Genomic DNA, 22,988 nt, shown 5'->3' with positions numbered 1-22,988 from the left:
TGGACGCAATATGATCAGCGTATTCGATATCTTCAAAATCGGCATTGGTCCTTCCAGCTCTCATACTGTCGGGCCAATGAAAGCAGGCAAACAATTCACGGACGACTTGATTGCGCGTGGGCTCCTGACCGACATCACCCGCGTCGTCGTCGATGTTTATGGCTCACTTTCCCTCACCGGAAAGGGGCACCATACCGATATCGCCATCATCATGGGCCTGGCAGGTAATCTACCGGACACCGTCGATATCGACAGCATCCCTGGCTTTATCCAGGACGTAAACACCCATGGTCGTTTACTGCTGGCAAACGGCCAGCACGAAGTGGAGTTCCCGGTTGATAAGTGCATGAACTTCCATGCCGACAACCTTTCATTGCATGAAAACGGCATGCGCATCACCGCACTGGCGGGCGAAAAAGCGGTTTACAGCAAAACCTATTATTCCATCGGCGGCGGCTTTATCGTCGATGAAGAGCACTTCGGCCAGCAAACTGACGCGCCGGTTGCCGTACCTTATCCGTACAGCAGCGCGGCGGACTTGCAACGCCATTGCGACGAGACAGGACTTTCTCTCTCGGGCCTGATGATGCAAAACGAACTGGCGTTGCACAGTAAAGAAGAGCTGGAAAAGCACTTTGCTGACGTCTGGGCCGTGATGAAAGGCGGCATCGAGCATGGCACCACCACCGAAGGCGTCCTGCCTGGCAAACTGCGCGTACCGCGCCGTGCGTCCGCACTGCGTCGCATGCTGGTCAGTCAGGATAAAATCAGCAGCGACCCAATGGCAGTCGTCGACTGGATCAACATGTTCGCCCTGGCGGTAAACGAAGAAAATGCCGCGGGCGGGCGTGTGGTAACGGCACCAACAAACGGTGCCTGCGGTATCGTCCCGGCGGTACTGGCGTACTACGACAAATTTATCCGTGAAGTGAACGCTAACTCACTGGCGCGCTATCTGCTGGTGGCCAGCGCTATCGGTTCGCTTTACAAAATGAACGCCTCGATTTCCGGTGCGGAAGTCGGCTGTCAGGGTGAAGTGGGCGTTGCATGCTCAATGGCTGCCGCAGGGCTGGCCGAACTGCTTGGCGGCAGCCCGGCGCAGGTGTGCATCGCCGCTGAAATCGGTATGGAGCATAACCTCGGTTTGACCTGCGACCCGGTAGCGGGTCAGGTTCAGGTGCCGTGTATCGAGCGTAACGCGATTGCCTCCGTGAAAGCGGTCAATGCGGCACGTATGGCGCTGCGCCGTACCAGCCAGCCGCGCGTGTGTCTCGATAAGGTTATCGAAACCATGTATGAAACAGGTAAAGACATGAACGCTAAGTATCGCGAAACCTCTCGCGGTGGACTGGCCATGAAAGTAGTAGCCTGCGATTAACCCCCCCACTGTCCGGTGGCGTCATGCTGCCGGGCAGTTTTTGCGACTCTCCTTCCCGATTTTTTATCCCGCGTAGCCTCCCTCTGATGCAAATGTTACCCTAGCCTCAATTGTTACAAGGAGGCCCCGGTGTCCGTTCATCTGCTTATCGTCGACGCACTCAATTTGATTCGCCGCATTCATGCCGTGCAGGGGTCGCCCTGCGGTGAAACATGCCTGCGGGCGCTGGAGCAACTGATTGCCCACAGTCAGCCCACTCACGTGGTAGCCGTGTTTGATGATGAGGAAAGAGGCCAGGGCTGGCGGCACCAGCGTCTGCCCGACTATAAAGCGGGCCGGGCACCGATGCCGGACACGCTGGTCGAAGAAATGCCCGCATTGCGTGCGGCGTTCGAACAGCGCGGTTTCAGGTGCTGGGCGCTGCCGGGCAGCGAAGCCGATGACCTTGCGGCGACGCTTGCGGTTAAGGTCGCGCAGGCCGGGCATCAGGCGACCATTGTCTCTACTGACAAAGGCTACTGCCAGCTACTCTCACCCACTATTCGCATTCGTGATTATTTTCAGAAACGCTGGCTGGATGCGCCGTTTATCGCCAGCGAATTTGGCGTAACGCCCGAACAACTGCCGGATTACTGGGGGCTTGCGGGGATCAGCAGTTCAAAAGTGCCAGGGGTGGCGGGAATCGGGCCTAAAAGCGCCACGCAGTTGTTGAATGAGTTTGGTTCGCTGGAAGGCATCTACGCGCAATTGGATAACGTGCCGGAGAAGTGGCGCAAAAAGCTGGAAGAGCATAAAGAGATGGCATTTATCTGCCGCGACGTCGCGCGGCTGGAGACGAATTTACAACTGGATGGGAATTTGCAGCAGTTGCGACTGGTGCGGTAGAGACCCCCTCACCCTAACCCTCTCCCGCAGGGAGAGGGAACCGATTGTGCATATCTGACAGAACTGAGCCGGTTTTCGCCCTCTCCCTGCGGGAGAGGGCGGGGTGAGGGGCAACCTTACCGCTCGTCCCGACGCCCACCAACCGCAGCCCACCAGCGACGCACATGCACAGTCACTTCTTCGCGGTCATGGTACAACTGACGCGCCTGGATTTCCGCATTAATACCGTTATCCTTCAGCGTCTGCTCGATATGCGCCAGGTTCTGCGACAGCTCTTCATAGCGCTTTTTCATCGGCAGCTTCAGGTTGAAAATGGTCTCGCGGCACCAGCCGTTCACCAGCCACTGGGCCATCAGCGCAGCCACCTTTGCTGGTCTTTCAACCATATCGCACACCATCCATGAGATATTATTGCGAGTTGGGCGATAGCGGAAACCATCTTCACGTAGCCAGGTGACCTGCCCGGTATCCATCAGACTTTGCGCCATCGGGCCATTATCAACCGAGGAGACCCACATGTTGCGTTTCACCAGTTGATAAGTCCAGCCGCCAGGACAAGCCCCGAGGTCAACCGCATACATGCCATTAGCCAGACGCTCGTCCCATTCGTCTGCCGGGATAAAGACATGGAACGCCTCTTCCAGCTTCAGGGTTGAACGGCTTGGCGCATCTGAAGGGAACTTCAGACGCGGGATACCCATATAGAACGGGGAGTTATTGGTGGTGTATGAATATCCGGTATAGCAGCATCCCGGAGCGATGAAGAACACATGCACTACCGGTCGTTTCGGTGTTTCATAATTAGTCAGCACGCCAGCATCACGCAGCGCCGCGCGCAGCGGAACGGTGAATTTACGGCAGAACTTCATCAGTTCTTTGCTTTCGTTGGTGTCGGCCACTTCCACACGCAGGTCGCCGCCCTTCTCCACCACGCCCTGCAACATGCCTACCACCGGCGTGATGCGATCTTCCGGCGGTAAGTCTTTCAACAACTCACCAACCACTATCATCTGACGCGCGAAAATCAGTGAACTAAACGGCAGCTCGCGAGCCAGTTTGTCGGCATCACCTTCCTGATAGCACTCGAAAATCACATAGCCCGAGTTATCTTTTACTCGCGCAAAGCCGAAAACTTCGCGACGTGCGGCTTTATCGGTGATTTCCGCAGCGCACTCTTTCTCAAACCCAGGGCGGCAATAGAGCACAACCTTATTCATGAACAACACCCTTACGTTTAAGACGAATAGCGCCGACCAACATCAACGCCCAACCCACGAGGAAGCTCACGCCACCGACCGGGGTAACAAACGCCCACAGGCGTAAATGAGAGAGCGCCAGGCAGTAAAGGCTACCGCTAAACAATACGGTACCTAATGCCAGAAAAACGCTGCTCCAGTAAAACCAGATGCTAATGCGACGCTGCATGGCGACGGACAAACCGAGGATAGCCAGCGTATGAAACGCCTGGTACTCAAGCCCGGTCTGGAGCCAGCCCATCTCAACAACACCCAGAGATTTGCTTAATACATGCGCGCCAAAAGCGCCCAGTGCAACAAAGATAAAGCCACTAATGGCGGCGAAAATCAGCATAAAACGGCTGGTCATGCGATTACCCTAAATTCATTTATTGTTCGTAGCGAAAGCGGAATGTCTCTTGTTCATTGGCCGCTTTCGCCAGTATCCATTGCCGGAAGGCCGCTATTTTACCCAGTTCCGCCTGACTGTCATGACAAACCAGATAAAAAGCGTTTTTACTGACCAGGACATCATTAAACGGGCAGACGAGGCGACCGGCTTCAATTTCCGACTGTGCCATGACGTTATTCGCCAGTGCGACACCTTGTCCATGAATGGCAGCCTGAAGCACCATCGCGCTATGGCTAAAGATGGGCCCCTGCTGAACATTAATGTGATTGAGGCCTAACTGACGGGTATAGGTCTGCCAGTCACGGCGAGAAGCATCATGCAACAGAGTATGCTTCGCTAAGTCTGCCGGTGTTTTGAGCGCTTTATCACCAGTAAGCAGTAACGGCGAGCATACCGGCAGCAAATATTCTGCGTACAGTTTTTCAACACGCAGCCCTGGCCAGTTGCCGCGACCATAAAAAATAGCCACGTCGACGTCGTCCGCCAGCTTATCTTCCTGACGGTCGACCGCCTGGATCCTGACATCGATTCCCGGATAAGCTGAGTTAAAGCTAGTAAGACGAGGCACCAACCACTGAATCGCAAAACTGGGCAATAAACTGACAGTCAGCGCCCCTTTCGCACTCCGAGCCTGTAGTTTACGCGTTGCCTCGGTTAATTGCGAAAAGATCTCTTTAATGTCCAGAAAATAGCTTTGCCCCTCTTCCGTCAACAGCAACGAACGATTGCGGCGGCGGAACAGCTTCAGACCTAAAAAATCCTCGAGAGACTTGATTTGGTGGCTTACTGCGGCCTGCGTCACAAAAAGCTCATCGGCGGCGCGAGTAAAACTTAAATGGCGGGCTGCTGCATCAAATACACGTAATGCATTCAGCGGTGGCAATCGCTTCGACATGGTCCCAGAACCCGAATGTTAATAGGATTTAACAAATAGGAAACACAGTTTAACCTATTAGTTTTTTTTATCTGAGACATTATAATTTGTCCGTTGAGCTTCTACCAGCAAATACCTATAGTGGCGGCACTTCCTGAGCCGGAACGAAAAGCTTTTTTCGGAATGCGTGTTCTGATGGGCTTTTGGCTTACGGTTGTGATGTTGTGTTGTTGTGTTTGCAATTGGTCTGCGATTCAGACCACGGTAGCAGCGCTACCCTTTTTCACTTCCTGTACATTTACCCTGTCTGTCCATAGTGATTAATGTAGCACCGCCCAATTGCGGTGCTTTTTTTTGCGTCAAAACCGCCCTTAGTTGTCCAGCTCAACCATCTCTTTCACATCGGTACGGTTAATCTGCTGCTTGTTCCCGTTAGCATCTTTGTATGAAATCATTCCGGTTTCATCATCGGTTTTCGGCTTGCCATCGGAGACGATCGTTCGGCCATCATTGGTGTGCATCACGTAGTTCGGGCCAGAACAGGCGCTCAGTGCGAAGGTCATCAAACAAGCGGAAATCAGTGCGGCAGTCTTTTTCATCTTAATACTCCTTTAAGCGATTTATGCCAGATAGTACTTCTTCCGTAACAGGCAAAAGCATTTGCCTAACACTATTTAGCATAAGTCACTGGTCAGATTTCACCAGACTATCCAGATTATTCCGATGGTTAGCGCAAGCCTTGTCATAAGGCGGCTTTTGCGCCACGATCGCAGTATTGAACCGAGGAATATCATGAACGCTTTCACTCCCGCGCAGTTTCGCGCCCAGTTTCCTGCCCTGACCGACGCAGGCGTCTATCTCGACAGCGCCGCGACAGCCCTTAAGCCGCAGGCCGTTATCGAGGCGACTCATCACTTCTATTCCCTGAGCGCGGGTAACGTTCACCGCAGCCAGTTTGCCCAGGCGCAAAAGCTGACCGCCCGCTACGAAGCCGCACGCGACCAGGTTGCCGCTCGCCTGAATGCGCCCTCCGGGAAAAATATTGTCTGGACTCGCGGCACGACGGAAGCCATTAATATGGTGGCGCAGTGCTATGCGCGCCCGCGTTTGCAGGTAGGCGATGAGATTATCGTCAGCGAAGCGGAACACCACGCCAACCTGGTGCCCTGGTTGATGGTTGCGCAACAAACCGGCGCGAAAGTGGTGAAACTGCCGCTGGGTAGCGATCGCCTGCCCGACATCAATTTACTGCCTTCTATTATCTCTCCGCGCAGCCGTATTCTGGCGCTTGGCCAGATGTCCAACGTCACGGGTGGTTGCCCGGATTTAGCTCGCGCCATTAAACTTGCTCATCAGGCCAATATGGTGGTGATGGTCGATGGCGCACAGGGTGCGGTGCATTTTCCATCGGACGTGCAACAACTGGATATCGATTTTTATGCTTTCTCAGGGCATAAGCTATATGGCCCAACGGGTATTGGCGCGCTGTATGGGAAAAGCAATTTGCTCGACGAAATGACTCCGTGGCTTGGCGGCGGCAAGATGATAAGCGAAGTCAGTTTCGAAGGTTTTACCACGCAACCGGTGCCGTACCGCCTGGAAGCAGGCACGCCCAACGTTGCAGGCGTGATTGGTCTGAGCGCAGCGCTTGAGTGGCTGGCTGATATCGATATCGTCCAGGCTGAGAACTGGAGCCGCGGACTGGCGTCGCTTGCTGAAGACGAACTGGCTAAACGGCCGGGGTTCCGCTCCTTCCGCTGTCAGGACTCCAGCCTGCTGGCATTCGATTTTAACGGCGTTCACCACAGCGACATGGTTACATTGCTGGCGGAGTACGGCATCGCCCTGCGCGCCGGGCAACACTGCGCGCAGCCGTTACTGGCGGCGCTGGGCGTCAGCGGCACGCTTCGCGCCTCATTTGCGCCCTATAATACGCAGGATGACGTTTACGCGCTGGTCAACGCGGTTGACCGCGCTCTCGAACTACTGGTGGACTAATGACAGCCTCAATGCTTGCCGGGCATCCGTTCGGCACAACCATTACGCCCGACTCGCTGCGCCAGCTTTTTGCGCCCTTGCAGCAGTGGGAAGATAAATACCGGCAAATCATTCTGCTGGGCAAACAACTGCCGACGCTCAGCGACGACCTCAAAGCACAAGCACGGGAAATTCCCGGCTGCGAAAACCGCGTCTGGCTGGGCTACAGCGTGACATCGGGCGGCGCGATGCATTTCTTTGGCGATAGCGAAGGAAGAATTGTGCGCGGGTTGTTGGCCGTTTTACTGACGGCAGTTGAAGGAAGGCTGGCGGTCGATTTAGCAGTGGCTGATCCACTCGCACTTTTTGATGAACTGGGGTTGCGCGGCCAGCTTAGCGCTTCGCGCACTCAGGGCCTTGCAGCCCTGAGTGAAGCCGTGACAGAAGCGGCACGTCAGGCGCTGGCCTGACGCTCTGCTTTCGCCATCATTTTTTTCAACGCATGTGAAACCGCAACAAAACCAAAAGTTGCGGTAACCATCGTCGCCGCACCGAAGCCAGATGCGCAATCCATACGCTTCGGCCCCTCTGCCGTACTTTTCATTGCACAGACTGAGCCATCCGATTGTGGATAGACCAGGGCTTCGGTTGAGAAGACGCAGTCCACGCCAAGTTTCCCTTTGCTGTTTTTCACCACATTAAATTCGCTTTTCAGCCGTTCACGCAGCTTTGCCGCCAGTGGATCCTGGATAGTTTTCGCCAGATCCGTCACCTGAATCTGCGTCGGGTCAATTTGCCCACCCGCCCCGCCGGTTGTCACCAGCGGCACTTTATAACGGCGACAGTAAGCAATCAGCGCCGCTTTGGGCCGCACGCTGTCGATAGCATCAATCACGTAGTCATAGCCTGCGCTCATGTACTGCGCAACGTTTTCCGTGGTAACAAAATCATCTATCACCGTGACGCGGCATTCCGGATTGATCTGGCGAATACGCTCAGCCATCACTTCCGCCTTAGCCTGCCCGACATTGCCAGTCAGCGCATGAAGCTGGCGGTTAGTGTTGGTCACACAGACGTCGTCCATATCGATAAGCGTGATTGCACCAATACCGGTACGCGCCAGCGCTTCTGCTGCCCAGCAGCCGACGCCGCCGATCCCTACCACGCAAACGTGCGCGCCTGCAAATAGCTGCAACGCTTTTTCACCGTACAACCGCGCCGTGCCGCCAAAACGCTGGCGCCAGGCGTCACTGATGACAACTGACATAAAACCTCGGAATTGAAAAACATAAGAGTGGGAGTCGATAGTTACCCTCACCCTAACCCTCTCCCTGAGGGAGAGGGAACCGATCGAGCACGAAGTGATGACTCTGCTCCGCTTTTCTCCCTCTCCCTCAGGGAGAGGGCGGGGTGAGGGTGCCGCCATCAGCCGCTAAACACATTCCCCGCACCAGGCGCGGTCTTCAGCACCCATACGCGACCATAGTGATTATACCAGCCTGCGCGGTGTCCGGCATCCGGGCCGATCCCCTGATAGATATCAAAATGCTGGCCTTTTATCGCCCCGCCCACATCCAGCGCCACCATCAAACGCAGCTCATACTGACCGTTGAACTTACCGTTATTGTCCAGTTGCGGCACTTCTGCCAGCAGGGTGGTACCCGGAGGAATAATGCTCTTATCAGACGCAACCGATGCGCGCCCAATCAGCGGCACGGCGCTCGCACCTTTAACGGGAGCAAACGACTGAGGTTTAAAGAAGACGAATGACGGGTTCTGCTCCAGCAGCTCACGCACTTCGGCTTCACTGTGTTTCTCGCCCCACTCACGAATCGCCTGCATCGACATATCTTCGCGTTTCACTTCCCCACGGTCGATCAGCACCTTACCAATGCTGCGATAGGACCAGCCATTTTTCCCGGCATAGCTGAAGAAGTTCAGCGGCGAGCCGTCGCCAAAATCGATATAACCGCTGCCCTGCACATCCATAATGAAGTTATCCATCAGCGAATTGCTGTAGGCCAGGATGTAGCTGTCGCTCAGCGCACCAGCATAAATGCTGGCTCGTGACGGCAGTTTTCCGCGCTTCGGCGGCATACGGTAAATAGGATACTGGAACTCGCCCTGGCGGGTGTGACGTGCCTGAACCACCGGGGTGTAATAACCGGTAAACTGGACGTTGCCGTAATTGTCAGTGCCTTCCATCTGCCAGGCATCGAGACCGAACTGACGCATATTGCGGGTATCGCCCCCGGCACGCAGCCACTGCTGCACGGCGTTATAAACGCTGCTCTGGTTGCCGTAAAGGCGCGGCGACGCGCTACGAATCTGGCTCACCTGCTCTGAGAAATCTCCGGCATTGATCGGTGCGCCGACGGCTTCAGGTTGATTGACCAGTGAGAAAGGCTGGGTAAATTTCCCGTCTTTATACTGTTGACCGCGATCGGTCGGTTTGGAAGAACAGGCTGCCAGCATCGCCAGCATTGCGCCCGTCACTACATACTTTGCCCAACGTCCTTTCATGGTATCTCGTCTTATACGTAAATCGTGAATGCCCGATGAAGATAACAAACCGCCAGGGCTATTGAAATGTGATAACGCCGTCTGAATACAATTTCGTACAAAAAACAGACCACAATGATACTTTTTAGACTGCATTGGGAAAAAATAGCCATTTAAATCAAAAAATAGTTGCATCAGAAAGCGAGCAGAGTATAGTGCGCATCCACGGACGCGGGGTGGAGCAGCCTGGTAGCTCGTCGGGCTCATAACCCGAAGGTCGTCGGTTCAAATCCGGCCCCCGCAACCAATTACAATGTGAAAGAGTTACTTGAAAGAGAGTAACAGACGGACGCGGGGTGGAGCAGCCTGGTAGCTCGTCGGGCTCATAACCCGAAGGTCGTCAGTTCAAATCTGGCCCCCGCAACCAACACGTTGTACAAAGAGAAAAGGTTACTCGATGGAAGAGTAACAGACGGACGCGGGGTGGAGCAGCCTGGTAGCTCGTCGGGCTCATAACCCGAAGGTCGTCGGTTCAAATCCGGCCCCCGCAACCAACACATTACTCAAGGATTTACACTAAATCCTTAGAAAACAGGAAACCGTTAAGCAATCAACAGCTTGCGGTTTTTTTTGTTTTTACATCTCCAGAAATGCTTCAGGATCATTAACCTGATTACCCCATTTATCCTCTTCACACGCCCGTAGTGCTGGGACTTAACATCGTTTTGCCTTTCCCTGAATACATCCTTGTGGGTTGTTATCAGCACTTTTCCGGTGCATTTTCCCAGGATCTCCATTGATATTTATAGTTTCACTCATACATATTCATTCAAATAATTAATTCGGTAGAAAATCGTCGAAAGATCTTTTTTTGCCAAACTATGATACAGGAATATAATAAAAACTTACGGGCATATATAATATCATCTGACACATGAGGGAGTACGATAAATGAAAATCAGGGAAACATTTTTTATATTAATTTCGCCATTTATTTTAGTTGTGGGGTGTACCCCTCATTCTTCCATCGATGCCAGGAAGCCTGGTTCAACCCATATTTCAGGCAGTAGTATCAGTACGAATACTGCCGTGTTAACGGATAAAGACATTTTTGGCAACGAAACCACCCTGGCTGTTTCTGAGGAAGACATCCAGGCTGCGCTGGAGGGGGAATCATTTCGCGTACCAATGAATTCAGCCGTTATTCTGGTTCAGTCCGGTAGTCGTGCACCGGAGGCGATGATCCAGCAGGAAATGAGTAAGTATTATACGGTTTCAACATTCTCCGGCATTCCTGACAGACAGAAACCCATAACATGCAATAAAAACAAGAATGATAAAAATGATGGTAGCAATGCATTACCTGTGGAAAATATGAATTACATGCAGGCACTGCGTTATATTGCAGCAAAAGGACATCAGAAAGCGATTATCGTTTATAATGGAACCTTGCAGTCAGGAAAATATGACACGGCGCTAAAGTCCACAGTATGGTCAGATTATAAAAATGAGAAACTGACAGATGCCGTGTCGATGCGCTATTTGATACGTTTTACCCTGGTGGATGTGGCGACGGGGGAATGGGCAACATGGTCGCCAGTGAATTATGAAAATAAAGTGCTCCCGCCAATGGCCGGTTCCGGGACAAGTAAAAAAGAAACCAGCGCCGCTGATCTCACAGAGCAGCAAATTACCCAGCTTAAACAAAGAACATATACCGCAATGGTCAAAGACCTGGTAAACCGCTATCAGTGACTATCACCTAATACTGTCTGCCGCCAACAAACTGTGGCGGCAAGCTCAGCATAAAATTTCACATATATAATACATCGTTTTTCTTAATAGGAAATTATATGCAGTTTTACTGTTTGCTACTGAAAAGTAGCACATTACGAGTTTTGTTAATTATTGAAATTACCTGATTATTATTCGTCGAGACCCTCTTCTGAAGAATCACATACAGTCCAAAAAAAAATTTTCAAGATAATATTTATTACTTTGAGGAAAATACTGAAAGAGTACCATTTACCTGATCATCCATATCGATATCCGACTCCATTTTGTGTTTTTTTTGTTCCAAAACAATACTGAATAATCGGTGTTGTAACTGTGGGTCGCATGGACAACCTCTGCTATTTTTTGCATTGCATCAACAGCATCTATTCCAGGTTCAGATTCCGGAATATAAATATAATCAGTACATCCCGAGATAAAATGAGTTTTTTCTGTTCCAGTATTATTTAACTCACTGTGCTACTAGAGGTAATTCAACTGAAAATGCATTCACTGATAAAAACAAATAGCTAAGTAATATTATACAAACTCATCTCATCATTTCAATAAGCAACAATAATGTAACGGATTAAATATAGAATTGCCTTATGGTGATTTCCCTTTCACTCCAAAGTACACGTTTCCTGGTGTGTAAGCATCCCCGCTTGAGTTCCATGCACTTTTGAAAGTTCCGGTTTTTCAGCCATAATGAGTCAGGAGAGTGAGACACTGTCGTAAAATTGCACCGCCGTGTAAAACTCTCCCCACCAACCTATCGCCTCGCAAGCGTCGCGCCATCGGCAAAATAGGCTTTAATCCCCGCCAGAATCGACTCCGCGACTTCCTGCTGGAACACGGCGGTCTTCAGCTTACGCTCCTCTTCGACGTTACTGATAAACGCCGTTTCGACGAGGATCGACGGGATATCCGGTGCCTTCAGCACGGCAAAGCCCGCCTGTTCAACCTGGTTCTTATGCAGCTTATTTACCTTACCCATATGTTTAAGCACCGCTTTGCCAAATTTCAGGCTATCGGCAATGGTCAGCGACTGCACCATATCGAACATTGTGTGATCAACATAGCGATCGCCGCTTTTACTCACCCCACCAATTAAATCCGAGGCGTTCTGCGTCTGTGCCAGATACTTCGCAGCGGTACTGGTTGCACCTTTGGTCGACAGCGCAAAAACGGAAGATCCACTCGGTTGACGGCTGGTAAAGGCGTCAGCGTGAATAGAGACGAAAAGATCCGCGCGTTGCTTCTGGGCTTTCGCCACACGCACCTTCAGCGGAATAAAGATATCTTCATTGCGCGTCATGTAGACCTTCATATTGCCCTCTTTCTCGATAAGCGAGCGCAGGCGTCGGGCAATTTGCAGCACCACATCTTTTTCACGCGTTTTATATTTCCCCACCGCGCCGGAATCTTCACCACCATGGCCCGGATCGAGCATGATAACGATTGGACGATCGCGCCCTGCCTTGCCCGGCTGCGGGCCGCTTTGCGCTGGTGGGACTTGCTTATCAAGATCGCCACGGTTGTAATCTTCCAGCAGCGCCAGTAGTGGATCCTGCACATCCTGGGCATTTGCCGGGTACAGATCCATCACCAGACGCTCTTTAAAACCGGCCACGGGAGCCAGCGCAAATAGCTGTGGCGTGACGTTTTGCTTAAGCTCAAACACCATACGCACGGTTTGCGGGTCAAATTGCCCCACGCGAGCGGATTGAATAAAGGGATCGTCGGCACGGATTTGCGCGGTCATGCCTTTCAACACAGAATTGAGGTTCACGCCTTCGAGATCAACCACCAGACGTTCCGGATTGCTCAGCGCAAACTGCCGGTATTTCAGTTCCCGATTCGACTCAACCGTCACGCGTGTATAGCTGGATGCAGGCCATACGCGAACGGCCACCACCTGGCTTGTGGCAGCCAAACCGACCTGACTGACGCTTAATAACCACATGGCGCCCGCGCCTTTTAACAGGTGGCGGCGGCTAAATGACTGACTTTCCGACATGCTTCTCCCGAGCAAAAAATATTTGTTAGGTGTTACGCATAATAAGTTTGACCAAAAACTTTAACCAAAGGCGCATAAACTGTCATCTATAAAAGGGTAAACATTCTTTTGCAAAGCCATTTTTCAGATTCCATTTTCCCCCACAGGGGAAAATTCATACTTGCACTCCCGGCAAAAACAGAATAAAAATACACTTATTGCGAATAAAAATGCACTGAGAGGTCATACCGTGGTGAAGGAACGTAGAACCGAACTGGTCGAAGGGTTTCGTCATTCAGTTCCCTATATTAATGCCCATCGGGGAAAAACGTTTGTCATCATGCTTGGCGGTGAAGCCATTGAAAATGACAACTTCTCTAGTATTGTCAATGACATTGGGCTGTTACATAGTCTGGGGATACGCCTGGTATTGGTTTATGGCGCACGCCCGCAGATTGACGCCAATCTGGAAGCGCACAACCACCAACCGATTTACCACAAGCAGATCCGCGTCACGGATGCCAAAACGCTGGAACTGGTTAAACAGGCAGCCGGGCTGTTGCAGCTTGATATTACCGCCCGTTTATCAATGAGCCTTAACAACACGCCGTTGCAGGGCGCGCATATTAATGTCGTTAGCGGTAACTTTATCATCGCGCAGCCGCTTGGCGTCGATGATGGCGTGGACTACTGCCACAGTGGGCGTATTCGTCGTATCGATGAAGAAGCCATTCATCGTCAGCTCGACAGCGGTGCTATCGTGTTGATGGGCCCGGTTGCGGTTTCCGTTACCGGCGAGAGTTTCAACCTGACCTCTGAAGAAATTGCCACGCAACTGGCCATCAAACTGAAAGCGGAAAAAATGATCGGCTTCTGCTCATCGCAGGGGGTGTACGACCGCGACGGGAAAATCGTGCCAGAGCTGTTCCCTAACGAAGCGCAGGCGCGCGTCGAAGAGCTGGAACAGGAAGGCGATTACTTATCCGGCACCGTGCGTTTTCTGCGCGGCGCGGTCAAAGCCTGCCGCAGCGGTGTGCGTCGCAGCCACCTAATCAGTTACCAGGAAGATGGCGCGCTGTTGCAGGAGCTTTTCTCCCGCGACGGTATCGGGACGCAAATTGTCATGGAGAGCGCTGAGCAGATCCGCCGCGCGACCATCAACGATATCGGCGGCATCCTCGATCTCATTCACCCGCTGGAGCAACAGGGCATTCTGGTACGCCGTTCCCGCGAACAACTGGAAATGGAGATCGACAAGTTCACCATTATTCAGCGTGATAACACCACCATCGCCTGTGCGGCGCTTTATCCGTTCCCGGAAGAAAAAATTGGCGAGATGGCCTGTGTGGCGGTACATCCGGATTACCAAAGTTCATCACGCGGTGAGGTGCTGCTACAACGCATCTCCACCCAGGCAAAACAGATGGGGCTCAGCAAACTGTTTGTGCTGACCACCCGCAGCATTCACTGGTTCCAGGAGCGCGGCTTCCAGCCGGTAGATGTGGAACTGCTGCCGGAAAGTAAAAAGCAGATGTACAACTATCAGCGGCGTTCAAAAGTACTGATGGCGGATTTGGGATAACCCTGTGTGCCGGATAACGCTATCCGGCACACATCAGTTCTGCGCAAATATCGCCGCCAGCCCGCTGCGACGCTCAGTCCGCGCCACAATCGCCTGCCCTAATAGCGTCTCATCGGCATACATCGACAGTCGTGATTTGGCACGGGTAATTGCCGTATACACCAGCTCGCGCGTCACCAGCGGCACAGACTGCGTTGGCAGCACCAGCGCAGCGTGATCAAATTCAGAACCCTGCGACTTATGCACGGTCATCGCCCAGGCCGTATCGTGCTCCGGCAGACGACTTGGCTGGACAGATTTTATCGTACCATCCGGCATCGGGAACCAGACGCGCAGCCCCTGACCGCGATCCAGCGCGACGCCAATATCGCCGTTGAACAACCCTAATGCGCTATCGTTGCGAGCAATCATCACCGGGCGTCCCTCGTACCAGCGAGAGTGGCGCTGCGGAGCTATCGCACGATGGCGCACCAGAGAGTGCTCCAGTTGTTGATTTAACCCGCTCACACCCCACGGCCCTTCGCGCAGAGCGCACAGAAGCTGATACTCACCAAACGCCTGCAAAATTTCTGCCGGTTCCGCCCTCTGGCGCAGACATTGAAGATAGCGCCCGTAGCCCGCCCGCGCATCATCAAGCATCGCCTCGTACTCTTCCTGAGTGCGAAGGGATTTCATTTCAATATCGGCAAAACCACGCGCAAAGACCTCACGAACGCCGGCGCGATCGCCAAGGTTGACCGCGCGCGCCAGTTGCCCTATGCCGGAATCGCTGCCAAAGCGGTAGCTGGTACGCAACAGACAAAGGCTGTCGCGTAATGCCCCGGCCACGGCACCGTCGCCTTCCGGCACCGGCGTTCCGGTCAACCGACTGAGCTGTGCTGCACGTTCACTGGTATACCCGCAGCTCACCCAGGCGCAGATATCACCTAATACGGCCCCCGCCTCAACGGACGCCAGTTGGTCGCGATCGCCAAGGAAAATAACCCGCCCGTGATCCGGCAGCGCATCAATCAACCGCGCCATCATCGGCAGGTCAATCATCGACGCTTCATCGACCACCAGTACATCCAGATGGAGAGGATTTCCGGCGTGATAGCGCATCCGCTGACTACCCGGCTGCGCGCCCAGCAGGCGATGCAGCGTACTCGCCTCCGTCGGCAACATGCTTTTCTGGTTTTCTGTTAGCGGCAGCTTACGTAGCGCAGCCCCCAGCGATTCGGTTAATCGGGCCGCCGCTTTACCGGTTGGCGCTGCCAGGCGGATGCGGCATTTTTTATCGCCTGCGATGCGCACCAGCGCCGCCAGCAGTTTTGCTACCGTAGTGGTTTTCCCGGTGCCAGGGCCGCCGGAGATAACAGAAATGCGTCGCGTCAGCGCCACGGCGGCGGCAACCTTCTGCCAGTCCACCTCCGCAGACGACGGAAAGAGATCGGCCAGCGCGTCGGCCAACAATGACTCATCAATGGCTTCCGGCAGTTGCGCATCGCGGAAGAAGCGCGCCACGCTCAACTCATTACACCACATCCGGTTCAGATAAAGACGCCCGTCGTTAAGGATCAGCGGCGACGGACGTTCGCCCAGGCTTACCGCAGAAGAGGCCAGCAGTAGCGACGTCCAGTCATCCGGAACATCCACGGCAGCCAGCAGTTGCGTCCACACCACTTTTGCCCGTCCGTTCAGTGCAGGTGTGGTATGCAAATGGCTCAAAGGCAAACAGACATGCCCTTCTCCGGCATCACGGCTAACCAGCGCAGCCGCCAGCATCACCGCCGGATGCTCGTGACGCGCGATGGTCAGCGCAAACTGTACATCCAGTGGACGCAGCAGTTTTTGTTCAGCGGCTTCAATCAGTAAATTTTCCAGGCTCATGAAGCCACCTCCTGCGTCTGCCCGGCAAACAGAGCGTCCATTGCATCAACCAGTTCCCGCCGGGGGCGCGTAGTGAAAATCCCCTGCTGACCCGGCTCGCCATCAATGCCCCGCAGGAACAGATAAATCACACCGCCAAAGTGGCGCTCATAGTCATAATCAGCGAGACGGTGTCGCAGATAGCGGTGGAGCGCCAGCGTATAAAGCTGATACTGCAAATCGTAACGGTGCGACTGCATCGCCTGTGCCATCGCCTGCTGGGTGTAGGCCTCACGGTTTGCACCCAACCAGTTCGATTTATAGTCCAGCAGGTAGTAGCGCCCGTCGTGGCGGAATACCAGGTCGATAAAGCCCTTCAGCATGCCGCGCACCTGACGGAAATCGAGCGGCGGGCATCCTGCCGAAAGCGGATCATAACCACGCACCAGGGCGTCCAGCGCCAGCGGGTCGAGCGGTTTTTCGATGGGGAGATAAAACTCCATCTCCACCTGTTTTTGCCGCGCATCAAGCTGGTCTAGCGCCACGCCCTCTGGCGTCAACGGCGTAGTCAGCACCTGCGAAATCCACTGCGTCAGCACTGGCTCCCAGTGCTCTTCAAAACCGTTGAGTTGCAATTTTTCACGCATCCACTGCGCCTCAATGGGCTGGGTGAAATCGAGATCTTCAAACAGACTGTGCAGGAAAGTTCCCGGCGATGCGCCGCGCGGGAAGTGGTGCGGCGTCAGCGCTTCCTCTTCCATGGCATTACCCACGCCTGCGGCGTCGATGTCCAGCCGTGGCAGCAGATCCTGCGCCATGCTATGGCCGCGCTGTTGCAGGCCGGAGTAACTGGTGACGCGCCAGTCATCCACCATCCTCCGTGTAACCTGACGTGCGTTCAGTTCAGGCACACCTGCCTGCAATGCCTGCCAGCGGGTGTCGTCAGGATCGCTGGCGATGGTCAGCGCAATATGTTCATCGCACAGGGCGCGTAATGCCGACTCCAGCCCGGCCGCATCCCGTTGTTCGCCTTTTTGCAACAGGCGACCCGGCGCGCTGTGATGGATCTCGGTTTCGGTCGCTTTATCACTGCGCCGTGTGGTAAGAGGCGCCATGCCGAGACTACAGTGCCAGACGGCGCGAGTCAGCGCCACGTAGAGCAGTCGCAAATCCTCCGCCAGTCGTTCGGCCTCGGCCAGTTCAAGGCTCTCCTCGCCATGCCGGAGATCCAGTACGGCGGAAAACGATTCACGGTCGTGATAAAACGCCTGATCCTGTTTACGGAAACGGGCGATAAACGGCAGCCAGACCAGCGGGTATTCCAGCCCTTTTGATTTGTGGATGGTGACGATTTGCACCAGATGCTTGTCGCTCTCCAGACGCATCTGCTGGCTGGAGGCGTTGGTATTCGGTTCGGTGATCTGCTGATTTAGCCAGCGCACCAGCGCATGTTCGCTCTCAAGCTGGGTCGCCGCCTCCTGCAACAGTTCGCTCAAATGCAAAATGTCGGTTAAACGGCGCTCGCCGCCGTGGGTCGCCAGCAGATTTTCGGCAATATTACGCGCGCTCATCAGGGCGCGAAGCATCGGCATGACACCGCGTTTTTGCCAGATATCGCGATACAGGCTGAACTCTTCGACCAGCGCATCCCAGGCATTTTCATCGTGGTTCAGACGTTCGATGTCCTGCGCATTCAGGCCAAACATCGCCGTCGCCAGCGCGCTGCGCAGGGTATTTTCGCGCTCCGGGCTTAACGCAGCCTGCAAAACCCAAAGTAACTCCTGCGCTTCTGGCGTTTCAAATACACTGTCGCGGTTGGAGAGGTAAACCGACGGGATCGCCAGCGCATTCAGTGCATCGCGAACCAGCGAAGCTTCCTGACGGTTACGCACCAGAACCGTAATATCGGAAGCCTGTACCGGGCTCGCTTTATCACCGCGCCACAGTAATGCCGTGCCCTGCTGACCGCCGGTCAGCCAGTCGCGAATTTGCGCCGCGCACTGACGCGCCATAAAAGCCTGATAATCACCCGCACCAACGCCCTGCCCCGGCATCAGGCAGAAATTCATCGCCGGCTGCGCTTCTCCGTTAATTTCAAATTTCAGCGACTGATTTTTCGCGGCGGATTTCACCGGTAAAAACGGAATATCGCGGAACATAAATGGGTTATCGACGGTCGTAAACAGTTTATTGACGCTTGCCACCACACCCGGTGCGGAACGCCAGTTGGTATCCAGCGTATAGTGCGCCGCCACATCGCTGCGCGCGCGCATGTAGGTAAAAATATCCGCGCCACGGAAAGCATAAATAGCCTGCTTAGGGTCGCCGATCAGCAATAACGCCGTATCCGGCTGCTGCCGCCAGATGCGGCGGAAAATGCGGTACTGCTGCGGGTCGGTATCCTGAAATTCATCGATCATCGCGACCGGGAATCGCTGACGAATCGCCGCCGCCAGCGCATCACCGCTTTCACTTTGCAGCGCGGCGTCCAGTCGGCTCAACATATCGTCAAAGCCCAGCTCTCCGCGGCGGCGTTTTTCTTCTGCCACGGCCTCACGAATTTCGACCATCGCCTGGGTAATAACCAGATCATTCAGGCTGAGCGGCGCAGCAAGCAGTTGCTCAATGGCGCTAAACAGCGGATGCGTCGGCACCTCGCCGCCTGCTTTGGTACGTTCAGCCAAAAAAGCCTGGGAGAATTTTTCCAGCGCATCGGGAAGCTGATAAGTACGGCTCTCTTCACTCGCCCAGGCGCTGATCTTATCGATCCATTTACCCTGGTTGCCGCGGTTGAATTTACGCCTGTCGATAGCGGAGTTTTCCAGCAGATCGTTCAGTTCGCCCACTGTTGCCAGCCACTGGCTTTTAATTGCATCAATCTGCGCGATTATTTTTTCGTGTCGCGACTCAAGCGTTTCGCTGCTGTCAGGAGGTTGTTTGATGGTTGGCGCTTCGCCCTGCAAATAGCGGTCAATAGATTTCAGCAGATCCTGCGGCCCTTTCCAGCTATCAAAAATCACCTGCGCGATTTCGTGTCTCAGCGGATAACAGTGGCGTCGCCAGAAGTCGGCGCAGGCCTGATAGCGAAGCTGGGATTCATCCTCGATAAGCTGTTGCTCAAACAACATCCCCGATTCAAAGGCATTGAGGCTGAGCATGCGCTGGCAGAAGCCGTGAATGGTAAAGACCGCTGCGTCGTCCATCTGCCGTTCGGCCAGCAGCAACACCTCTGCGGCTTGTTGTTTATCGGCGATTTCAGCCAGGAGCCGGGAATAGAGAGGATCAACAGATTGCTCAGCATCGTCAGGATCATAGCGCAGGCAGGCAATGCGCAGTTCGTGAATGTTGCTGCGGATACGCCCGCGGAGCTCTTCAGTCGCCGCTTCGGTGAAGGTCACGACCAACAACTCTTCGACGTTAACAGGTCGGGGGAAAGCAGCGCTTTCCCCCAGCCCCAACAGCAACCGCAGATAGAGTGCGGCAATGGTGAAGGTTTTTCCGGTGCCCGCTGAGGCTTCAATCAGACGCTCGCCATAAAGCGGCAAGCGCAGGGGATCAAGGGACTCGGCGGTATCGGTCATTCGTTCTCTGGTCTCAATGGTAAGGTTTGCTGCAATTCACTGATGCTTTGCCACACTTTCCAGCCTTCAGGATGCGCGTAGTCCTGTTTTCCGTTATCACTTCCGGAAATCTGAGACAGTACGGTCATGCCCTGCGGCTCAACCACCGTCTGGTGGAAGAAGTCGGCTACTTTAAGCGGTGTCAGTAACTTAATCTGGGCCACTACTTTATCACGTGAATCGAACGCCATATTACCTCTGTCAAAATCTTTACTGAGCTTAGAGGCTTCTTCGCTGAGGGTTTGCGGCGCCTGCTGCATCTGGGCAATCACTGCTTGTTGAATTTGGGCAAACTCTTCCGGTTTCATGGCGCGCAGTTTCGCTTCTGCCGTTGGGAAGAAGGCTTTAAAACGCTCCCACAAGAATGCGGGTTGCTTATCGCTGCTTTGCAGCAGGAAGCCCATTCCCCACTGACGCCCGACGTTCATCGAGAAGGCAAATACCGCGTAACCAAGCTGCTCTTCAGTACGCAGCTGAGTGTAGAACCACGGCTGCACAATCTGCGCCAGTACGGCACTCTGGGCTGACGTGCTGGCTTCATCACTGTTGATGGGCGCAAAGACCGCCGCCAGCGCAGAGTCGGTGCTCGGGGCCGATTTTTCAAAGATAACGGACTGTTTTTTATCGATCAGCACATCCTGATTACGACACCACTCTGTCCCCTTCGAGCCCAGTTGCGCCTGAACATGGTGCGCCAGCGTGCTGGACGCCTCTTTGCTGAGGTTCCCAATCACCATAAATTCCGCTCGCGCATTGGTTTTCAGGCGCTCGCGGTATGCCATCACCTCTTTGAGGGTAATTGACGGCAGCAACGCCCGACGCTCTTCCCGCTGGAAATAGGGCACCTGCGACAGCATCTGTACCGGCATAATCGCCTGCTCATACGCTTTACTCTTGTCAGCAGAGTCCATCATCTGTGCATACCAGGACTTCGCCTGCTCAAGCTGATCTTCCGTCGGCTGATAGCTGAAATAGCCCTGCAACAGGGCATCAAAAAGCTGCGGCAGGCGCTGGGTATAACCGTTGGCGTTCATCATCAGACCGTTGTTCGCCCCGGTGGAGAAACTGATGCCGCCCACCGCCGCCTGATTACTGAGCTGATCCAGCGAAATACCCGCCAGATAGTCATTCAGCGCGAACATGACCTGATTACGGGCGCTGTTCATTGCCTTCGGGTTGCGCAGAATCAACGTGACATCGGCTTTCGGCTCGCTGGCGAAGTAGTGGCTTGGCATATACACCAGGCGCAACGTGGGTTCATCAATGATAAGTTCCGGATGCGTATATGTTTTCTCCGGCTTAATCAGCGTGAAATCGTCCGGAATGTAGGGGTTCAGCTCGGGCAATTTCAGTTTGATGGCGTCCGCGTCTTGCTTCCACCGGCTAAAGGTCTGGTCGCTGATTTTGTCTACCTGGTACGGCGCATTAACAAAGTAGGCCGTCTTGTTATGCGGCTCTTTCTCGCTGATGTACCAGATACGGGCATTCTGTGGCGTCATCATTGCCAGCCGCGCTTTCACTGCCTGCTCATCAAACTGGTCGGCGACATTGACGGCATCCAGCGTATGCTGCACCGGTACGCGGATCATGGTATCCGCCAGCCACTCCACATAGCTCATATCGCGATTGATGGACGGATAACGAAAATCGAGATCCAGCACATGCGCAAGCTCATTGAAATAACGCTTATCAATGCCTTTTTCACGCAGCAGATTGAGGTAACTGAAGATGGCCGCAACAACCTCATCGCGATGGGCGAGGCCCTTATCCGTTAAAGTGGCGGAGATGGCCAGCACACCGCTGTTGCCGTTGACTACCGGGTCGGCATCGGCGCGAATGCCTTCCACCAGCCCCTGATTTTGCAGCCAGTCGGACAAAGTACCAGGGCTGCGGTTGCCAATCAGATAGGTCACCAGTTCATCGGTTTTGCTACGGAACTGGGCCGTGTTGTTGTCGATGCGGAACTCCACGCGCAATACTTTACGCGGCAGTGCGGGAACGTAATGAATCAGTATGCCTTTTTGCGCATCGGTCACGACCGGCACGTCGATTTTCGGCACCGTAATGGATTTATTCGGCACTCGGCCATAGGTTTCCGCCGCCATCTTTGCCAGTTCCGACAAAGGTTTATTGCTGTAGATAACCGCTTTCATCAGGTTGGCTGAATAGTATTCATCGCGGAAAGCCAGCAGCGCGTCATGTACCGGGCTACCGGGTTTATCACTCAGCGTTTCGAGATTACCGCCGGAAAAACGTGACCCCGGATGCGCCGGGTTAATAGTTTCAGCACTGACCTGCGCCATACGCATCCCATCGCGCGAACGCGCCATGGTGAGCTCGGCGTTTACCGCATTACGCTCACGCTCGACGTATTTTTTATCAAGCTTAGGGGCGGCAATAGCATCAGCAAGACGGTCAACTGCGCCCTGCAGGGCGTCGTTTTCCACCTCAAGATAGAAAGCGGTGCGGTAAGGCGCGGTACTGGCGTTGTGGCTGCCGCCGTGCATTTTGAGGTATTCAGCAAGGCTGTCAGGCTTCGGATACATTTTCGAGCCCATCAGCGTCATATGTTCGAGGAAGTGTGCAAGGCCAGGATGCACGTCCGGATCCTGCAATGACCCCACCGGCACAACCAGCGCCGACAGCGATTTAACCGCCTGAGGATCAGAAACCAACAGCACCACCATGCCGTTATCAAGCTTGATAGCCTGATAGTGACGTGGATCTTTTTCGCTTTTGCGGATGGTTTCCTGGATGGGCTGCCATCCAGTGTCTGCCTGACTTATAGGTGCCCAAAGGGCGGTAATCAATACAAGTACACTCAACCAGATACTACGGGGCATTCACGGACCTCATCATTAATAACCAGCGACTCCGTAAAACAGCCGCTTTACTTTGTATGG

Annotated in this window: 16 protein-coding genes and 3 tRNA genes; 9 read left to right on the top strand and 10 right to left on the bottom strand. The window is 53.9% G+C overall.

The window, feature by feature from the left end:
• Positions 1–10: 10 nt before the first annotated feature.
• On the top strand, positions 11–1,378 hold the full coding sequence (locus VSR74_RS12610; protein WP_347795058.1) for an L-serine ammonia-lyase: 1,368 nt from the start codon (positions 11–13) through the stop codon (positions 1,376–1,378).
• Between the two features lie 129 nt (positions 1,379–1,507).
• Entirely contained in the window at positions 1,508–2,263 is a 756-nt protein-coding gene (gene xni / locus VSR74_RS12605) for a flap endonuclease Xni (protein ID WP_347795057.1), read from the top strand.
• Between the two features lie 116 nt (positions 2,264–2,379).
• Here the strand turns inward: xni and rlmM are convergent, their stop codons facing one another.
• The 4 genes from rlmM to VSR74_RS12585 form a co-directional block, all read right to left on the bottom strand.
• Positions 2,380–3,480 (bottom strand): 23S rRNA (cytidine(2498)-2'-O)-methyltransferase RlmM, encoded by a 1,101-nt coding sequence (rlmM, locus tag VSR74_RS12600; protein ID WP_347795056.1) that lies wholly within the window; start codon positions 3,478–3,480, stop codon positions 2,380–2,382.
• Positions 3,473–3,868 (bottom strand): DUF423 domain-containing protein, encoded by a 396-nt coding sequence (locus VSR74_RS12595; protein WP_347795055.1) that lies wholly within the window; start codon positions 3,866–3,868, stop codon positions 3,473–3,475. The genes rlmM and VSR74_RS12595 overlap by 8 nt, the downstream gene beginning before the upstream one ends.
• 19 nt (positions 3,869–3,887) lie before the next feature.
• Complete coding sequence (gcvA, locus tag VSR74_RS12590) at positions 3,888–4,805, bottom strand: glycine cleavage system transcriptional regulator GcvA (protein WP_015963219.1); 918 nt, start codon at positions 4,803–4,805, stop codon at positions 3,888–3,890.
• Between the two features lie 350 nt (positions 4,806–5,155).
• A complete protein-coding gene (locus VSR74_RS12585; RefSeq protein WP_347795054.1) occupies positions 5,156–5,383 on the bottom strand; it encodes a YgdI/YgdR family lipoprotein in 228 nt (75 codons plus the stop codon).
• 193 nt (positions 5,384–5,576) lie between these two features.
• On the opposite strand from VSR74_RS12585, the gene csdA reads away from it, so the two are divergent.
• Both csdA and csdE read left to right on the top strand, forming a co-directional pair.
• A complete protein-coding gene (gene csdA / locus VSR74_RS12580) occupies positions 5,577–6,782 on the top strand; it encodes a cysteine desulfurase CsdA (protein WP_347795053.1) in 1,206 nt (401 codons plus the stop codon).
• Entirely contained in the window at positions 6,782–7,231 is a 450-nt protein-coding gene (gene csdE / locus VSR74_RS12575) for a cysteine desulfurase sulfur acceptor subunit CsdE (protein WP_347795052.1), read from the top strand. Before csdA ends, csdE begins: the two co-directional genes overlap by 1 nt.
• On the opposite strand, the gene tcdA is transcribed toward csdE, so the two are convergent.
• Together tcdA and mltA are read right to left on the bottom strand one after the other, a co-directional pair.
• Complete coding sequence (tcdA, locus tag VSR74_RS12570) at positions 7,216–8,028, bottom strand: tRNA cyclic N6-threonylcarbamoyladenosine(37) synthase TcdA (protein ID WP_015963215.1); 813 nt, start codon at positions 8,026–8,028, stop codon at positions 7,216–7,218. The two genes, csdE and tcdA, sit on opposite strands and share 16 nt — an antisense overlap.
• 158 nt (positions 8,029–8,186) lie before the next feature.
• On the bottom strand, positions 8,187–9,284 hold the full coding sequence (gene mltA, locus VSR74_RS12565) for a murein transglycosylase A (protein WP_347795051.1): 1,098 nt from the start codon (positions 9,282–9,284) through the stop codon (positions 8,187–8,189).
• Positions 9,285–9,493: 209 nt separating this feature from the next.
• On the opposite strand from mltA, the gene VSR74_RS12560 reads away from it, so the two are divergent.
• The 4 genes from VSR74_RS12560 (at position 9,494) to VSR74_RS12545 (ending at position 11,018) form a co-directional block, all read left to right on the top strand.
• Positions 9,494–9,570, top strand: a tRNA-Met gene (locus tag VSR74_RS12560).
• 43 nt (positions 9,571–9,613) lie between these two features.
• A tRNA-Met gene (locus VSR74_RS12555) sits at positions 9,614–9,690 on the top strand.
• 50 nt (positions 9,691–9,740) lie between these two features.
• Positions 9,741–9,817 (top strand) — tRNA-Met (locus tag VSR74_RS12550).
• 397 nt (positions 9,818–10,214) lie between these two features.
• Complete coding sequence (locus VSR74_RS12545; protein WP_347795050.1) at positions 10,215–11,018, top strand: hypothetical protein; 804 nt, start codon at positions 10,215–10,217, stop codon at positions 11,016–11,018.
• Positions 11,019–11,808: 790 nt separating this feature from the next.
• Here the strand turns inward: VSR74_RS12545 and amiC are convergent.
• Positions 11,809–13,056 (bottom strand): N-acetylmuramoyl-L-alanine amidase AmiC, encoded by a 1,248-nt coding sequence (amiC, locus tag VSR74_RS12540; protein WP_347795049.1) that lies wholly within the window; start codon positions 13,054–13,056, stop codon positions 11,809–11,811.
• 229 nt (positions 13,057–13,285) lie between these two features.
• Here amiC and argA point away from each other — a divergent pair, with 229 nt between their 5' ends.
• Positions 13,286–14,617, top strand: coding sequence for an amino-acid N-acetyltransferase (gene argA, locus VSR74_RS12535; protein WP_347795048.1), 1,332 nt, complete (start codon positions 13,286–13,288; stop codon positions 14,615–14,617).
• Between the two features lie 33 nt (positions 14,618–14,650).
• On the opposite strand, the gene recD is transcribed toward argA, so the two are convergent.
• Genes recD through ptrA form a run of 3 tightly spaced genes read right to left on the bottom strand, consistent with a single transcriptional unit; the run spans position 14,651 to position 22,928 of the window.
• Entirely contained in the window at positions 14,651–16,486 is a 1,836-nt protein-coding gene (recD, locus tag VSR74_RS12530) for an exodeoxyribonuclease V subunit alpha (RefSeq protein ID WP_347795047.1), read from the bottom strand.
• The gene (gene recB, locus VSR74_RS12525) at positions 16,483–20,046 is read right to left on the bottom strand and encodes an exodeoxyribonuclease V subunit beta (protein WP_347795046.1); all 3,564 of its coding nucleotides are present in this window, start codon (positions 20,044–20,046) and stop codon (positions 16,483–16,485) included. Before recB ends, recD begins: the two co-directional genes overlap by 4 nt.
• On the bottom strand, positions 20,043–22,928 hold the full coding sequence (ptrA, locus tag VSR74_RS12520; RefSeq protein ID WP_347795045.1) for a pitrilysin: 2,886 nt from the start codon (positions 22,926–22,928) through the stop codon (positions 20,043–20,045). The genes recB and ptrA overlap by 4 nt, the downstream gene beginning before the upstream one ends.
• Between the last annotated feature and the right edge of the window lie 60 nt (positions 22,929–22,988).

The sequence above is a fragment of the Pseudocitrobacter cyperus genome (genome assembly GCF_039889165.1).
In the GTDB taxonomy this organism is placed as follows: Bacteria; Pseudomonadota; Gammaproteobacteria; order Enterobacterales; family Enterobacteriaceae; genus Pseudocitrobacter; species Pseudocitrobacter cyperus.
Note: the sequence above shows the minus strand (reverse complement) of the source record. Positions and strands in the feature narration are given on the sequence as shown.

Bases quoted from the DNA above. Each gene is read 5' to 3' on its own strand.
- mltA (WP_347795051.1), bottom strand. From the start codon at position 9,284: ATGAAAGGACGTTGGGCAAAGTATGTAGTGACGGGCGCAATGCTGGCG.
- amiC (WP_347795049.1), bottom strand. From the start codon at position 13,056: ATGTCGGAAAGTCAGTCATTTAGCCGCCGCCACCTGTTAAAAGGCGCG.
- recB (WP_347795046.1), bottom strand. From the start codon at position 20,046: ATGACCGATACCGCCGAGTCCCTTGATCCCCTGCGCTTGCCGCTTTAT.
- csdA (WP_347795053.1), top strand. From the start codon at position 5,577: ATGAACGCTTTCACTCCCGCGCAGTTTCGCGCCCAGTTTCCTGCCCTG.
- ptrA (WP_347795045.1), bottom strand. From the start codon at position 22,928: ATGCCCCGTAGTATCTGGTTGAGTGTACTTGTATTGATTACCGCCCTT.
- recD (WP_347795047.1), bottom strand. From the start codon at position 16,486: ATGAGCCTGGAAAATTTACTGATTGAAGCCGCTGAACAAAAACTGCTG.
- csdE (WP_347795052.1), top strand. From the start codon at position 6,782: ATGACAGCCTCAATGCTTGCCGGGCATCCGTTCGGCACAACCATTACG.
- VSR74_RS12545 (WP_347795050.1), top strand. From the start codon at position 10,215: ATGAAAATCAGGGAAACATTTTTTATATTAATTTCGCCATTTATTTTA.
- VSR74_RS12595 (WP_347795055.1), bottom strand. From the start codon at position 3,868: ATGACCAGCCGTTTTATGCTGATTTTCGCCGCCATTAGTGGCTTTATC.
- tcdA (WP_015963215.1), bottom strand. From the start codon at position 8,028: ATGTCAGTTGTCATCAGTGACGCCTGGCGCCAGCGTTTTGGCGGCACG.
- rlmM (WP_347795056.1), bottom strand. From the start codon at position 3,480: ATGAATAAGGTTGTGCTCTATTGCCGCCCTGGGTTTGAGAAAGAGTGC.
- gcvA (WP_015963219.1), bottom strand. From the start codon at position 4,805: ATGTCGAAGCGATTGCCACCGCTGAATGCATTACGTGTATTTGATGCA.
- VSR74_RS12585 (WP_347795054.1), bottom strand. From the start codon at position 5,383: ATGAAAAAGACTGCCGCACTGATTTCCGCTTGTTTGATGACCTTCGCA.
- VSR74_RS12610 (WP_347795058.1), top strand. From the start codon at position 11: ATGATCAGCGTATTCGATATCTTCAAAATCGGCATTGGTCCTTCCAGC.